Source organism: Brevibacillus choshinensis (assembly GCF_016811915.1).
Classification (GTDB): domain Bacteria; phylum Bacillota; class Bacilli; order Brevibacillales; family Brevibacillaceae; genus Brevibacillus; species Brevibacillus choshinensis_A.
Map to the genome: position 1 here is coordinate 5,200,219 of NZ_CP069127.1, position 13,576 is coordinate 5,213,794.

At 52.7% G+C, this 13,576-nt stretch carries 17 protein-coding genes; 5 read left to right on the forward strand and 12 right to left on the reverse strand.

Annotation, left to right across the window (positions count from 1 at the left end; translation table 11 throughout):
* Positions 1 to 2: 2 nt before the first annotated feature.
* The 3 genes from JNE38_RS26040 to JNE38_RS26050 form a co-directional block, all read right to left on the reverse strand.
* A complete protein-coding gene (locus JNE38_RS26040; protein WP_203353963.1) occupies positions 3 to 542 on the reverse strand; it encodes an NfeD family membrane protein in 540 nt (179 codons plus the stop codon).
* Positions 543 to 638: 96 nt separating this feature from the next.
* Positions 639 to 1,337: an NAD(P)-binding domain-containing protein gene (locus JNE38_RS26045; RefSeq protein ID WP_203353964.1), complete on the reverse strand. Its 699-nt coding sequence runs from the start codon at positions 1,335 to 1,337 to the stop codon at positions 639 to 641.
* A gap of 128 nt (positions 1,338 to 1,465) precedes the next feature.
* The gene (locus JNE38_RS26050; protein ID WP_238933759.1) at positions 1,466 to 2,818 is read right to left on the reverse strand and encodes an Nramp family divalent metal transporter; all 1,353 of its coding nucleotides are present in this window, start codon (positions 2,816 to 2,818) and stop codon (positions 1,466 to 1,468) included.
* Positions 2,819 to 3,064: 246 nt separating this feature from the next.
* Between JNE38_RS26050 and JNE38_RS26055 the strand changes: the two genes are divergently transcribed.
* The 4 genes from JNE38_RS26055 (at position 3,065) to JNE38_RS26070 (ending at position 6,702) form a co-directional block, all read left to right on the forward strand.
* Positions 3,065 to 4,468 (forward strand): spore germination protein, encoded by a 1,404-nt coding sequence (locus tag JNE38_RS26055; RefSeq protein WP_203353966.1) that lies wholly within the window; start codon positions 3,065 to 3,067, stop codon positions 4,466 to 4,468.
* Between the two features lie 2 nt (positions 4,469 to 4,470).
* Positions 4,471 to 5,559: a GerAB/ArcD/ProY family transporter gene (locus tag JNE38_RS26060; protein ID WP_203353967.1), complete on the forward strand. Its 1,089-nt coding sequence runs from the start codon at positions 4,471 to 4,473 to the stop codon at positions 5,557 to 5,559.
* Positions 5,556 to 6,347, forward strand: coding sequence for a Ger(x)C family spore germination protein (locus JNE38_RS26065; RefSeq protein ID WP_203353968.1), 792 nt, complete (start codon positions 5,556 to 5,558; stop codon positions 6,345 to 6,347). The genes JNE38_RS26060 and JNE38_RS26065 overlap by 4 nt, the downstream gene beginning before the upstream one ends.
* 79 nt (positions 6,348 to 6,426) lie before the next feature.
* The gene (locus JNE38_RS26070; RefSeq protein ID WP_238933468.1) at positions 6,427 to 6,702 is read left to right on the forward strand and encodes a Ger(x)C family spore germination C-terminal domain-containing protein; all 276 of its coding nucleotides are present in this window, start codon (positions 6,427 to 6,429) and stop codon (positions 6,700 to 6,702) included.
* On the opposite strand, the gene JNE38_RS26075 is transcribed toward JNE38_RS26070, so the two are convergent.
* Positions 6,695 to 6,910: a CLC_0170 family protein gene (locus JNE38_RS26075; RefSeq protein WP_203353970.1), complete on the reverse strand. Its 216-nt coding sequence runs from the start codon at positions 6,908 to 6,910 to the stop codon at positions 6,695 to 6,697. The two genes, JNE38_RS26070 and JNE38_RS26075, sit on opposite strands and share 8 nt — an antisense overlap.
* A 78-nt stretch (positions 6,911 to 6,988) precedes the next feature.
* On the reverse strand, positions 6,989 to 8,425 hold the full coding sequence (locus JNE38_RS26080; protein ID WP_203353971.1) for an aminotransferase-like domain-containing protein: 1,437 nt from the start codon (positions 8,423 to 8,425) through the stop codon (positions 6,989 to 6,991).
* 188 nt (positions 8,426 to 8,613) lie between these two features.
* Between JNE38_RS26080 and JNE38_RS26085 the strand changes: the two genes are divergently transcribed.
* Entirely contained in the window at positions 8,614 to 9,519 is a 906-nt protein-coding gene (locus JNE38_RS26085) for a DMT family transporter (RefSeq protein WP_203353972.1), read from the forward strand.
* A 55-nt stretch (positions 9,520 to 9,574) separates the two neighbouring features.
* Here JNE38_RS26085 and JNE38_RS26090 read toward each other — a convergent pair whose 3' ends face one another.
* The 7 genes from JNE38_RS26090 to JNE38_RS26120 all read right to left on the reverse strand — a co-directional run bounded on the left by JNE38_RS26090 (position 9,575) and on the right by JNE38_RS26120 (position 13,566).
* Positions 9,575 to 10,276, reverse strand: coding sequence for a nucleotidyltransferase domain-containing protein (locus tag JNE38_RS26090; RefSeq protein WP_203353973.1), 702 nt, complete (start codon positions 10,274 to 10,276; stop codon positions 9,575 to 9,577).
* Positions 10,273 to 10,740: an NUDIX domain-containing protein gene (locus JNE38_RS26095; protein ID WP_203353974.1), complete on the reverse strand. Its 468-nt coding sequence runs from the start codon at positions 10,738 to 10,740 to the stop codon at positions 10,273 to 10,275. Before JNE38_RS26095 ends, JNE38_RS26090 begins: the two co-directional genes overlap by 4 nt.
* A gap of 16 nt (positions 10,741 to 10,756) precedes the next feature.
* Positions 10,757 to 11,296, reverse strand: coding sequence for a suppressor of fused domain protein (locus JNE38_RS26100; protein WP_203353975.1), 540 nt, complete (start codon positions 11,294 to 11,296; stop codon positions 10,757 to 10,759).
* Positions 11,297 to 11,429: 133 nt separating this feature from the next.
* Positions 11,430 to 11,726, reverse strand: a complete 297-nt coding sequence (locus JNE38_RS26105; protein ID WP_203353976.1) for a putative quinol monooxygenase — start codon at positions 11,724 to 11,726, stop codon at positions 11,430 to 11,432.
* Positions 11,727 to 11,755: 29 nt separating this feature from the next.
* Positions 11,756 to 12,397, reverse strand: coding sequence for a nitroreductase family protein (locus JNE38_RS26110; RefSeq protein ID WP_428993677.1), 642 nt, complete (start codon positions 12,395 to 12,397; stop codon positions 11,756 to 11,758).
* A 29-nt stretch (positions 12,398 to 12,426) separates the two neighbouring features.
* Positions 12,427 to 12,846: a MarR family winged helix-turn-helix transcriptional regulator gene (locus JNE38_RS26115; RefSeq protein ID WP_203353977.1), complete on the reverse strand. Its 420-nt coding sequence runs from the start codon at positions 12,844 to 12,846 to the stop codon at positions 12,427 to 12,429.
* 495 nt (positions 12,847 to 13,341) lie between these two features.
* Positions 13,342 to 13,566, reverse strand: a complete 225-nt coding sequence (locus tag JNE38_RS26120; protein WP_203353978.1) for a transcriptional regulator — start codon at positions 13,564 to 13,566, stop codon at positions 13,342 to 13,344.
* Positions 13,567 to 13,576: the final 10 nt, after the last annotated feature.

Consider the following 13,576-nt stretch of genomic DNA (forward strand, 5'->3'; position numbering starts at 1 on the left):
CTTTATTCCTCCTCTTTTTTGGCATCATCATGCGGAAACCCAGTGACATGCAGGACGTGGTCACGCACCTCTACCACGACAACGCGGGACCCTTGCCGGATCTGTTCGCCATCCAGCGATGCCGCCATGTGAAAGGTCGTTCCACTGACCATCTTCACCAGCACCTCTCCCAGTCCGTTTGCCGGAATCGTCGTGCATACCTCTCCCAGCTTTCCCACCAGCTGACTCATGGTGTATCCGGTGGAATTTTCCGCCCGGCTCATCGGCTGCACCCATAAGAAATAGGAGGCCACTGCCAGTCCGATCCCGATCAGAACGGCCAGACCCACAACCACGAGATCAGATAAAGAAGTAAAACGTCCTAGCAAATAGCCAGCCGCGCCAAAAGCCGTCGCGCCGCTGACGAGCAGAATAGGCTGCAGCACGGGCAAGTGGGCATGGTGGTGACTCATCCAGTCCGCATGACCGAAGAGCAGCACAGCCAATGCGTAAAGGACGCCGCACGCCAGACAGACGATGTAGATGGTTTCGAGCACTCCCACAACTGTCACCCCTTTCCAGAAATGCATCTATTTTTCATACGATTCAAAAAGGAAAAGGTTGCGTGCAAATGAAATTAATTTGGAAATATTCCCCTTTTATTCGCTGTTTTTCAGTTGTTCCACAATCTTGCGGGCAAAATGCCCCATCGTCCCTGCCACGTATGAACGCATGACTTCCGGTGCGATGGAGACCAGTGCGCGCATGGCGTACTCCTGCCGGTATCCCCCTTCGCTGATTGCCCGTTCCAGATCCAGCGCCGCTTTTACCGCCACACGAGTAGCCAGGACATTCACTTGCTCGACTACGGTCTCCCTATCTATCATCACTTGGCCGAGCTGTTCGAAAAAACGGATGGCTTTCTCTTGCTTTTGCTCGAGTATCTCGCTTCGCTCGGTGACGAACAGTCCGTTGCCGCGTTCCCGCAAATCGGCGGAATGCCCCATGAATTTCATCCCCAGCCATTGGAGCTGCGGGAAGCGGTTCATCAAATCGACCGTATTCAGCACGGTTGCCATGTTGATCATGGTCACCTCCTCAAGCGCCAGACCCGAGTCACGCAAATCCTGCATAAACGGCACGATTTGATCAGCGGGCAGCGCGAGGATCAGGAAATCCAGGCTGTCCAGCTCCTCCTTCGCGATGCTCTGATGGCCCGGATACTCGTTTCCAATCGCCTCGGCTTTGACTGCGTCTCGATGGTAATAACGGATATACCGATTCCCTTTCCCCAGCTGTGTCAAAATGGCTCCTCCCAAGTTTCCCGTTCCAGCGATCCCCCATTGCTCCTGCTTCACACTCTCAGCCTCCTAGTAAATACAAAATTTTCAAAACATATGATGCAACGGTACCCTATTGCCAGCCATTCGTAAAGGCGTACAAAAAAAAGAGCCCTTCCTTTTTGGGAATGGCCCTTCTATAGTCGTTATCCAAACAAAGTTTGATAGAGCAGATACGCATTCAGCACCACAATGATAAACGCGACGATCCAGGACAATCCTTTCAACCAAGGAGCATTGACGAACTCGCCCATTTTCTTTTGATCATTCGTAAACTTCACCAACGGTATCACCGCAAAGGACAATTGAAGCGACAAGATGACCTGGCTGAGGATCAGCAATTGAGCCGTTCCGCTCTCTCCATACAGCGCCGTCACGATTACGGCCGGAATGATGGCGATCATCCGTGTAATCAGTCTTCTGAGCCATGGCGTGATCCGCAGGTTCAAGAAGCCTTCCATCACAATCTGCCCAGCCAACGTACCCGTCAGCGTGGAGTTCATCCCTGCAGCCAGCAAGGCGACCCCGAACAGGATGCTTCCCAGCGTCGTTCCCAGAAGAGGCGCCAGCAGGTGATACGCATCACCGATTTCTGCCACCTGCGTCATGCCGGCTCGGTGAAAGGTCGCGGCAGACAGGATCAAAATCGCTGCGTTGATGCCGAGAGCGAAGACGAGAGCGATCGTGGAATCCGCTGTCGCATACTTGATCGCTTCCCGCTTGCCCAGTGTGGTTTGCTCGTATTGCCGTGTCTGTACGATGGACGAGTGCAGATACAGGTTGTGGGGCATGACTGTGGCTCCCAAAATCCCGATCGCGATATAGAGCATTTCCGGATTTTTGATGATCTCGGCAGTCGGAATGAATCCACCCAGGATTTCCTTCACTTCTGGCTGAGACCAAAACATTTCAAAGGCAAAGCACGCGCCAATGGTCACGATCAAACCGATGACGATCGACTCGATGTAGCGAAAACCTTTGTTTTGCAAAAACAGGACGACAAGAACGTCCAATGCGGTTATCAGCACCCCGTATACGAGCGGAATGCCAAACAGCAGGTTCAGCGCGATCGCCGCGCCGATCACCTCAGCGAGGTCGCAAGCCGCAATCGCCAGCTCGCACAATACCCATAATCCCATGGCAACGGGTTTGCTGTAATGATCCCGGCATGCCTGAGCCAAATCTCTCCCTGTCACGATCCCCAGCTTGCCTGCCAGTGCCTGCAGCAAGATTGCCATCAGATTGGACAGCATGATTACGGACAGCAGCGAGTACCCAAACAGCGACCCACCCGCAATATCCGTCGCCCAGTTCCCCGGATCCATGTATCCCACTGCGACGAGGTATCCAGGTCCGGCAAACGCGAGGAACTTGCGAATCCAAGAACCTTTTTGAGGAACCTTCATCGACCGGTGAACTTCTGGCAAGGACGGCTCTGACACCGCGTTTCTCCAACTGCTTTCTTGGACAGCTTCTGTCGCATTCGATCCCGTTCTCATCATTTCCACCCACCTTTGTGGCTTAATCCATTTTTTTTGCACGCATGCAACTTTTAGCTAAAAAAATATAGAATTTGCTATGAGCAAAAATGTTTACCTAACGAAACATATTCCTATTATACTCCTTTCCTTCGGTTTTGCAACTGGTCCCCAAAATCAGTTCTTTCGACTCAAAAATCGCCTTTCATGCATAATGTTTCCACTTTGCCTCACAATACGGGTATTCCTTCTTCAGGAGGTCCAGCTATGAATTGGGGCGAGGAAATAACGGCACGATTAGGCGACAGCTCCGACTATCTAAGCAGTCAAATCCAAATCGGGAGTGAATCCTTTACCCTCTGTTTTTTGGAAAGCCTCATCGCTTCGCATTACATTCAGGATGAGCTGATTGAAAAGCTTCGCATGTTCCAAAGTGAAATGCCGTTCTCGTCCATTCCGACGTTGGAGCAGGCGATCGATGAAATTCTCCAAGGGAACGTGATCATCTGCAGGGAGTCCGATCAGTCGGCCTATATCGGGATCGGGAAAGGCATGGAGGAAAGAAGCATCCAGGAATCTGAGAATGAGAGCACTCTGCGCGGACCGCGGGACGGCTTTGTCGAATCGCTGCAGACGAACCTTTCCTTGGTCCGGCGAAGATATCCGGACCCTGAATTGAAAGTTGCCATTCAATCTGTGGGTAGACGCAGCAATACGAAGGTGGGCTTGCTCTTCATCAACGGAATTGTCAATCCGACCGTACTCGATGAGGTCAAAACGCGTCTGTCCACTGTCGATATCGATCAAGTCCTGGATAGCGGAATCATTGAGCAGTGGATTGAAGACAGCTGGTACTCCCCTTTTCCTCAAGTCCAATACACCGAGCGCCCTGCTAATGTGCTGGCAGCTTTGGCAGAAGGACGCATTGCCATCATGGTGGATGGCAGCCCCAATGTTTTGATCGTCCCTGTCACTTTTTCCATGCTGTTTCAAGCTCCCGATGATTATTATGAGCGCTGGATCATTAGTTCCTCTATTCGGATGATCCGCGTGATCGGTGCGACGATCGCTTTGATATTGCCATCTCTCTACATTGCCCTCATCTCTTATCATCCCGGAATGATCCCCACCCAGTTGGCGTTGAGCATTTCTGCAACAAGGGCGGAGGTCCCTTTCCCCGCCTTGCTGGAGGCTGTCTTTATGGAGGCCACGCTGGAGATGCTGCGTGAAGCCGGTTTGCGCCTGCCCAAAGTCATGGGGCAAACCATCGGCATCGTCGGAGGACTCGTGATTGGGCAATCTGCTGTGGAGGCCGGAATCGTCAGTCCGGTCCTCGTCATTGTCGTGGCGATTACCGCCATCTCGTCTTTTTTGGTACCTGCCTATAACGGAGCCATCGCCTTGCGCCTGCTCCGCTTTCCATTGATGTTCTTATCGGGAAGCCTTGGCCTCTTTGGACTGATTTTGGGGCTCATGGCCATCTTGGCGCACCTGGTCTCCCTCAAATCGTTTGGAATCAACTATTTTGCTCCAATCACTCCTTATCGTTTCAGGGACTGGAAGGATTTACTGGTACGTGCGCCGCTCGTTTATCTAAAGGAACGGCCTGAGATTCTCCATCCATTGGATCAAAAACGGATGAACACCCAAAAACGCAAGAAAGGGTGGTAATCGTGATTAAGGATCGATTGACTACTTCGCAGATTACGGTGCAGCTGCTTGCTGCCATGGTCGGGGTAGGTGTCTTGAACCTGCCCGAATCGGTAGGCTCGAAAGCGGGTGTCGACAGCTGGATCGTGCTCTTCGCAGCCGGTTTCCTTGCCATGGTCGCTGTGTCCATCATGGCCTACCTGGGGAACCGCTTCCCCGGGCAAAGCATTATTCACTATGCACCCCTGTTGATCGGGCGTTTTTTTGGAACCATCGTCCTCGTGGCATTTCTGGTCTATTTTCTGGTGTTTGTCGGTACAGTCGTGCGCATCTCGGCAGATGTCACCAAGCTTTTCCTGCTGGATTTGACTCCCCTCGAAGTCATCATCATCGGCATGCTCAGCGTCAGCACCTATCTCGTGCTGCACGGGATCAATGCCATTGCCCGGTTCAATGAATTCATCCAACCGCTCACCCTTTTTTTGCTCATGCTGGTGTTGACGCAAACCATACGGGATACGGATCTGGGACGAATCCTCCCCGTTCTCGGCGATGGCATTCAGCCCCTCTTCCGCGCCTTCCCTACGACGTTTTTTGCCTTCATGGGATTTGAGATTCTGCTGTTCATCCAACCCTTCATGGAGCAGCCCCGTTCCGCTCAGCGTGCGTCTCTGATCGCTGTAGGAACTACCATGCTTTTGTACGTCATCGTCACGATTTTGAGCATCGCTGTTCTGGGGAAGACGGAAGTCACGCTGGTCGAATACCCGACTCTGGCCATTATCAAAAACATCGAGGTTCCCGGCGCTTTTATCGAACGTCTGGACTCCATCATGATGATGGTCTGGATTCCTTTTGCCGTCACCACCATCGTCATGTTCCACTATTGCGCCAGCCTCATAGCGTCCCAGCTGTTCGGGCTGCAGGAGCACCGTGTCATTGCGCTCCTATTCATTCCCGTCGTGTTTCTGATCGCTGTCTTACCCCGCAACATTCTGGAGGTTGACAGATGGAGCCAATTGGCGAGCTGGCTGGGCGTCTTTCTGATCGGCATCGTTCCGATCTGGCTCGTGCTCGTCTACAAATGGAAAAAGAGGAGGCAGCGCGTGTGAAGCGTCTTGTCCTCCCCCGCCTATTTTTCGTTTTGCTGCTGCCCTCACTCTTGACGGGCTGCTGGGATCGGGTCGAGATCCAGGACCGCCTCTTTGTCATGGCCGTAGCGATCGATAAAAACAAAGCGGCGAATGGGGAAAGGTCGTACTACGAATTTACGACACAGTTCACGGAGGCGCGTGCTTTGTCTGGAAAGGTGAGCAACCCGAACATATCCCCTGTCTGGAACGCCTCGACTACAGGGCCGTCCATTTTTGAGTGCATCCGTCTCATGGCGACAAGAGTGGCCAGACAGCCCTATTACGAGCATCTCCAGATCATCATCATCGGGGAGGAGCTCGCCAAGGAAGGCATCAACCATCCTCTCGACCTGTTTTACCGCGACCATGAGTCCCGGCGAAAAATCAAGCTCGTAATCGCCAAAGGCTCTGCAAAAGATGCGCTGTACATCAAGCCAAAACTGATGCCTGTATCTGGCCAATACATAAGCAAGCTGACGGAAGAGGGCGAGTCCAAGACTGCTCGCTTGCCCAATCACGATTCCATCGGTCAATTTTCCACCAACTTCCACGATGGCAGCAACAGCGTTTTGCCTAGGATCACCCCCCATGGTGATGAAGTGAAAATGGCGGGCGGAGCCATCATGAAAGGGGAAAAGCTGATCGGTTGGCTCACGGATCAGCAAGTGAAGGCTCTCCGGTGGATCAACGGTACGTTTTCTTCCGGAGATGAAGTCATTTTGCAAAATCTCGAGGGGGAAGTCCCGGATTTACGACCATGGAGGTAAAAGCAGTGCGCTCCACCGTTCATACGGCCATCAAGAACGGCAAGCCTGTTTTTACGGTCATGATCCGGGAGAAGGAAATTTGGCTGAGGATGGGCTGGAAAACCACCCTTCCATCGAGAAACTCAGGGAGAAAGAGATTCAAATGAACAAGACGATCCAATCAAAAACCGAAAAGCTGATCAAGAACATGCAGGAAAAGTACCAAACCGACATCTTCGGTTTTGGCGAAGAGCTCCGCCGGCATCAGTATGCCTATTGGAAAACCCATCAAAAAGACTGGGACAAACTCTTCAAGGATGCAGAGGTCCACGTGAAGGTGGAAACCTTCATCAGACGAATCGGCCAGTTCAAATAAGCATGTAATGGGCAATCAAAACAACGGCAGCGAGAGACAGCAACGTGTAGCTTCCGCCTTTTGCAACCGCGGCATCACGCGTCAGCTGGCGATTTTGGTAGGCGATATAGTAACGAAAACGCAGGATCAGCCCGGTGACAAACAGGAGCAATGCCAGATAATACGAAGTCAGTGACTCCATATAGCCAATGACCAGAGAGAAGCCCATGGGTTCACACCTCAATTCGACATTCTTGTAGCCGTCACTAGTATGAACACAAATGCGCTCCGTTATAGCCCGATGCGGTCACGTACCCGCTAGAATCGCCTTTTGGAGACGCCGCATCCCCTCGTGAATGGAAGCTGGCTGCTCCCATGAATACGTCAATCGCAGCCATCCCGCTTCGGCGCCGTAAACGCTGCCGGGTGTAAACACGACCCCCTCTCGGATAGCCGCATCCAAAAGCACGCGCTCCTCTCGCGGCTCGTACAGACGGCCCCACACATGGTAGCTGCCCTCCGGAACATTCCACTCTACCAGGTCTGCCAGATGAGACTGCAAGGCATCCAGCGTGGCGTTTCGCTGTTCGTACAGATACGACGACAATCGCTCGATCTGCGCTTCCCACCTGCCATGCTCCAAAAACGATCTGGCCAGCTGCTGGGAGACCGTACTCGTGCCAAAGTCCATCTGCTGCTTGGCGTCTGCAAGCCTCTCGACGACCGAACGCGGACCGACCAGCCAGCCGATGCGCAGACCCGGTGCGATCGTCTTGGATACGCTGTTTACGTACAGAACCGTACCGCTCTTGTCGAAGGCTTTGATCGGTTGGGGCGGCCGCTTGCTTTCTTTCATGGAAAGAGCACCGTACGCGTCGTCTTCCACCAACGGAATTCGCAGCTCCATGCAAGTATCGAGAATCTGTTTCCTGCGTCGCTCGCTCGTGACCAGCCCAGTCGGATTGTGGTAGGTCGGATTGGCAAATACCATGCGCAGCTTGTGCTCCTGATGCAGCTGGCGGATTCCCTCGGGTATGATTCCTTCCGCATCCATGGATAGCCTGTACAAGCGAAGTCCCGCCGAAGTGAACAAGGGCAACGAGTACGAGTACGAGGGGCCCTCCATCGCAACGGCGTCTCCCGGGCTCAGCAGGCAGAGGGAAATCAAATGCAGCGCCTGCTGTGCGCCCGAAGTCACGAGAATCTCCTCTGGAGAAGCCGGGATTCCGTATTGTTTGCGCAAATGCCGGGATAATACTTCGCGAAGCCCCATGTCTCCTTTGGGATGCGTATAGCCAAGCTCAAACTGCGGTGTTTGCTGCAATCGCAGCAATTCCTGCGGATCGAGGGAAGGAATCAATGGCGTCGCCAGCTCTGCCTTTGCCAGATTGATGATCGACGTATCAAAGCATGCCTCCTGAATGCGTTTGACCAGCGGATAGGCGGGAAGAAAGGCTCCCCCATTCGTGTATTTATGCCAATTGGGAACCCGCTGCACTCCCCACAAATGCCGGCTGACCCATGTCCCGCTCCCTTGCATCGACTGCAATAGCCCTGCTGCCCGCAGCTCTTCGTAGGCGGCTGATACCGTCCCTCTATTGACCCCGAAGCGCTTGGCCAACACTCTCTCGGCAGGCAGTGATGTGCCCGGCGGCAAATCTCCCTGAACGATTTGACCTTCCAGCCACTGTGCAATCTGCTGATAAACAGGTGTGTCTCCTTGCTTGTCAGGCTGCCACTCCATCCCCATCGTCCTCCCTAGCGAAGCGTTCCTTCGTATTTCCTCAGTCGTTCGACAAATTGGCCTGCTATACCTCCCGCCAATTGGCTCTACCTTTTGCGGACGCAGCACCTTACGATAGGGAAAACCATCGTCATGCGAAGGAAAGAAGGGATTCTTTTGAAAGCGGAAGTATCGATTGAAGAAAAAAGATGACGCGGTCATACTCAGCAGACAGCAGCCTCTCCCATGAAAAGGCGGGTTTGCTCTACGGTTTGCTGGGAGTGTGCAGCTTCAGCCTGACTCTTCCTGCGACAAAAGTGGCGTTGACCGCTCTCACCCCAGTGACAGCTGGTTTGGGGCGCGCCTTGGTCGCCGCCATCCTCGCAGCTATTGTTCTGCTGGTCAGACGGGTTCCTTTTCCCACCCGGCAACAGGCCATGCAGCTGCTTTTAGTGGCCGGAGGAGTTGTAGCGGGCTTTCCCTTTTTCTCGGCTTGGGCTATGGAACGTGTCCCCGCTTCCCACGGCGCGGTCATCATCGCCTTGCTGCCGCTCACGACAGCTGGCGCTGCTGCGTTCTTCGCAGGGGAACGCCCTGCGCGTATGTATTGGATGTCCAGCGGAGTCGCTTGTCTCACCATCCTCGGCTACGCCATTGGTTCCGGGTTCGGGTCCTTGCAGTGGGCGGATCTCGCTTTGCTTGCAGCGGTCATCTCCGCAGCGATCGGCTACGCCGTGGGCGGGCAGCTCTCCAAGACCATGGGCGGCTGGCAAGTGATCAGCTGGTCTCTTGTCTTCTCCTTTCCCTTTTTGGTCATCCCGATCGCAGGTCCGCTCCTCTCCCAGCTGCAGCACGCGACAGCAACGGCCTGGCTCGGCTTTAGCTATGTCAGTGTCATCAGCCAGTTTCTCGGCTTTTTCGCCTGGTATCATGGTCTTGCCTTAGGGGGTGTGTCGAGAGTCGGACAGACGCAGTACCTTCAACCGTTTCTCACCATCCTCGCCTCATGGCTGCTGCTCTCCGAATCCATCACGATCGGCGCAGTGCTGGCTGCGGTGATCGTAGTCGCAGCGGTGGCCAAAGGACGGAAATCTTCTGTCAGGCAAAAAGCATAGGGACAAAGGGTAACGAAAAAACACCGACCTTGGGGAGAGGGTCGGTGTTTCATCATTACGGATTATAAAACTCCCGGTTCAATCGAATGGCCAGCTGCTGCACGGCATCGGCATCCACTTCCTCCGGCAATGGGGACACCTCGTATGCCTTGGACATTTGGGCAAACAGCTCTTCTGCATAGGCGAGGAGATCGTCTATTCGCCACTCTCCCCGCTTGATGGCCATGAGCTCCTCTGCATTTGATCGGGCTACCAGCAGCTCTCCTGTCTCCAGCAGCTCTCGTCCCATTTGCAGGAGGCGAATGAGGTGATGAGCATCCTTCGCATCGTAGGCCTGCCCTGCACTCGCCAGCTTTCGCAGATTTCGTATGGCATACCCGCCGTAGGAATGATAAAGCCGCTTGGACAGGAACAGCTCACGCCTCTCTCTCAGCTCTTCTCCGGCAGCCACGGCATATACGACATGCTTCGGCTCTACGTAGAGCATTTCCACGATGTTGGGGTTCCCATTCATCGCCAAGCGGATGTATTTGTTCAGCGCGTATACGACCAGATCCGGTTCAGTCAGGATCGTTTGCTCATATCTTTCCAGTCCAAATACCGCTTCCACCGGAGCAAAAGCGATACCACGCAGGTCGACATCACTGCTTGCTGTATTCGTTCCATAGCTGAGGCTCCCCGCGTAGACGAGATAACAGAGATGCCCTTTCAGCTCAGGTGCTTGTTCCCATACGGATTGCAGCTGTGACTGGTTCATGGATTCTTCTTGTCCAGCATGTTCCCGATGTAGGCTGGCTTGTACTGGTCCCCTTCCAGCGCCGAGATGACCTGCTCTTGCCTGGAATTGGCGTACCGGGGGTCCGTCTTCCACTCCTTGAGAGGGACCCACCCTGCCCACTCGATGATTTCATCCTCGATTCCCCCCGGAATGGGAGTCTCGTCCTCGCCAATGAATTTGGCCAACACCGCAATGCCGATCGTATGCTTTCCTTCTCCCGTACGGTTGATCCTCTCGTCCACCCAGAGCAGGCGATCCATTTCGACGAGCAATCCTGTTTCTTCCCATACTTCTCTCCTCACTGCATCCGGGATCCCCTCGAGATACTCGACATTGCCACCCGGCAAACAGTAGCCTATCTCTCCTCCCGACTTTTCCCGAATCAGCAGGATTTGCTCTTGATGGACGACTACCACGGTCACTCTTATTCGAACTGCTTTCATCCCGCTCGCTCCCTTCTCAAATGGCTGGAGTACGCATGAAGTCCAGGGAATCGACATCGGCACACGCAAATAATTCCTCCAGAGCATCCAATCCATGTCTTCGCGCAAACATCGCCTCTGACTCGGCAATGGCATGAAGCATCATGAATGAAATGACCTCTGCACCGTTTGTAAAATAATCAAATCCATCCTCTTCATAATCAGCAGGCGTCACGATCACATGGTCCAGGCACGATGCCTCCTGGACCGGGCTCTCTAACGGAAAGACTTCTCCCGGCTGCAGACGGTAATGCAGCCTGTTCTCCCCGTTTCTCATGACTTGATCGGCCACATGCGCCAGCAAGGTAATCATGTCCCTTTCAAATTTGTAAGAGTACATGAGACATTCGCTCGCCCCTACCCGGTATAGCTCTAGCGTGACATACGTCCACCAGCCCCGCCTTTTGGTTGGTGGAAAGACGGCGATCAGTACGTCAGCCTCCTGTGATTGATACAATTCTGCATGGCAGCCAAATGCGCTGCTGCAATGATTCAGCAACTGTTTTACTACTATCATATGTAGCTCCCTATCCTGCACCAGTACGAAATATCCATTATCTACAGTATAAGCGAAAAAGGGCAAAGAAAGGCACCTTCAGGCGGGCTCACCGCTCGAAAGTGCCTTTCTTGCTCCGCAAACCATCCGCGCATTACGGCTTCACAGGCTCTCCTGTGAATACTTCCAATTCCATTGCTGCCGAGAAAAAGGATGGGGCTTGCTTCACAAACGATTGGAAATGATCACTAGCATTGTGCGCCGCTACTGCGTCGGCGTCCTTCCACTTCTCTACCATGGTGTAGTGATATTCCTGCTCCGTGCTCTTCAATAGGCTGTATCCCCTATTCCCTTCTTCCGCTCGGCTCGCAGCAACCAGGGACTTGACCGCTTCTAGGAAGGCCTCTTCCTGTACGGGAATTACTTGCAGATGGGCATGTATAATTAGCATGTCTTCTACCTCTCTTCCACGGAATTGGATTATTTCCAGGTTGTCACGGTCTCAACTGGCAGACGATACGATGGGTATCCTTCCTTGGCTGCTTTCCCGATACTGATCAGCATGATCGGCTGATAGCGGGCCTTGTCCAAATCAAACGCTTCCGCTATCTGATCCTTTTCATAGCCGCCGATGGGATTGGTGTCGTAGCCAAATGAACGGGCCACCAGCATCAGCTGCATGGATACGAGACCGGCATCGATAAAATTGACATCCCGCAGGTCAGAAGCGGGCAAATTGGCGTAGTATGGCTTTACTGCCTTCAGCTGCATCTCCTTCACTTCCTGCGGCATGTATCCGAGCTCGACAGCTTTTTCAAAGATCTCATCCATATACTCCGCATTGTTCATGTCAACGAATACGGCAATGACGGCCGAAGAAGTGAGTACCTGCGTCTTGTTGAAGCGTGCCAGCTCTGCAAGCTTTTCTTTCCCTTCCTGACTTTCGATGACCACAAAGCGCCAAGGCTGCATATTAACCGAAGATGGCGCGCGTGTGGCTCCCGCTAAAATTTCGGTCATTTCTTCACGGCTGATTTTCACTTCAGGATCATAAAGCTTGACGGATCGGCGACCCAATGTGATTTCACGAAAATCATTTGTTCTTTGCAATGTGCTCATCATATGAAAACAGACTCCTTTTTTATGAACGATCAAATGTTGTTTTGCATCCGTTTGAGAAAGTCAGCCAGGACCTTCGTTTCTTCTTCGCGAAAGCCATCCAGAATCTGCTGGATAAAATGATGCTTCTCGCTTTTGTAGCCTTCAATCCGACGATGCCCTTCTTCCGACAGACGAACGAAGGTTTCCCGGTTATCGTTTGGATTTCTCTGCCGAGTTACCATGCCATCTGCTTCCAGCTGCTTCAGGTGGCGGGTGATGGCGGCACTGTCGATATGGATGTGCTTTTGCAGCTGGGACTGGTTGATCTCCGTGCACTCGCAAAGGATTTGCAAGATTGCGAGACGGGTGGAGCTGATTCCGGTACAGCGTTCGAACTTGGGACTGATTTTATTGGTTAGCCCCATGAGCAGATTCAGAATCTGCTCCTCTTCAAATTCCTTGCTTGTCATGAAAAATGCCTCCCGGGAGCACGACGAATAGAAACTAGGTCTTCTAGATCCACAGCAACGACAAGAAACAGTCAGCTGTGCGTCCTTTATGATTGAGGCATCAATCTTTGATACCTCAATCATTGATGCCTCAATTAATATAACAGCTTTTTTCGTTGTTTGCAACTCTCGAGTGTTGGCTGCCCCAACTAGAAAGGCCCCTGTCTCCCTCCCACATAAAAAAACGTGCCCGCGCAACTGGATCACGACAGGCGTGACAGTCACTACGGACACGTGTTGGTGTTTGCTTTTTTATCCGATAGAGCCTTCCATCTCGAACTTGATCAATTTTCGATTTCATGCCGTTTCACTATATTCAAGAATCGTTGATTTTATTCGGTTTTTAAAATAACCCGTTTCATTTCCCTTCGCAGATTATCAATTTGATGGGGGCAATTGGGGGGCAACAGGGGGCACTATCCGAGATCCGGGGGTGCCCCCCTTCTCTTATGCAGATCACATCGGCCAAAAGTCTTCCTGCTTCAATGTTCTATCTTTCTTCCGCAGCGCCTGGATGATTCTCTGCATCGTAGTCCCGGACGGAAGAGGCTTGTCTTTTGAAGCAAGCTGACTGATGGTCTTTTTATTCAGCTTTGTCTCATCGACGAGCCATTGCTGGGGGATCTCCTTGTCATCCAAGTATTTTCCCAATCGGCTCCTTTGTTTACCGAGTCCGAACATTCAGATCACC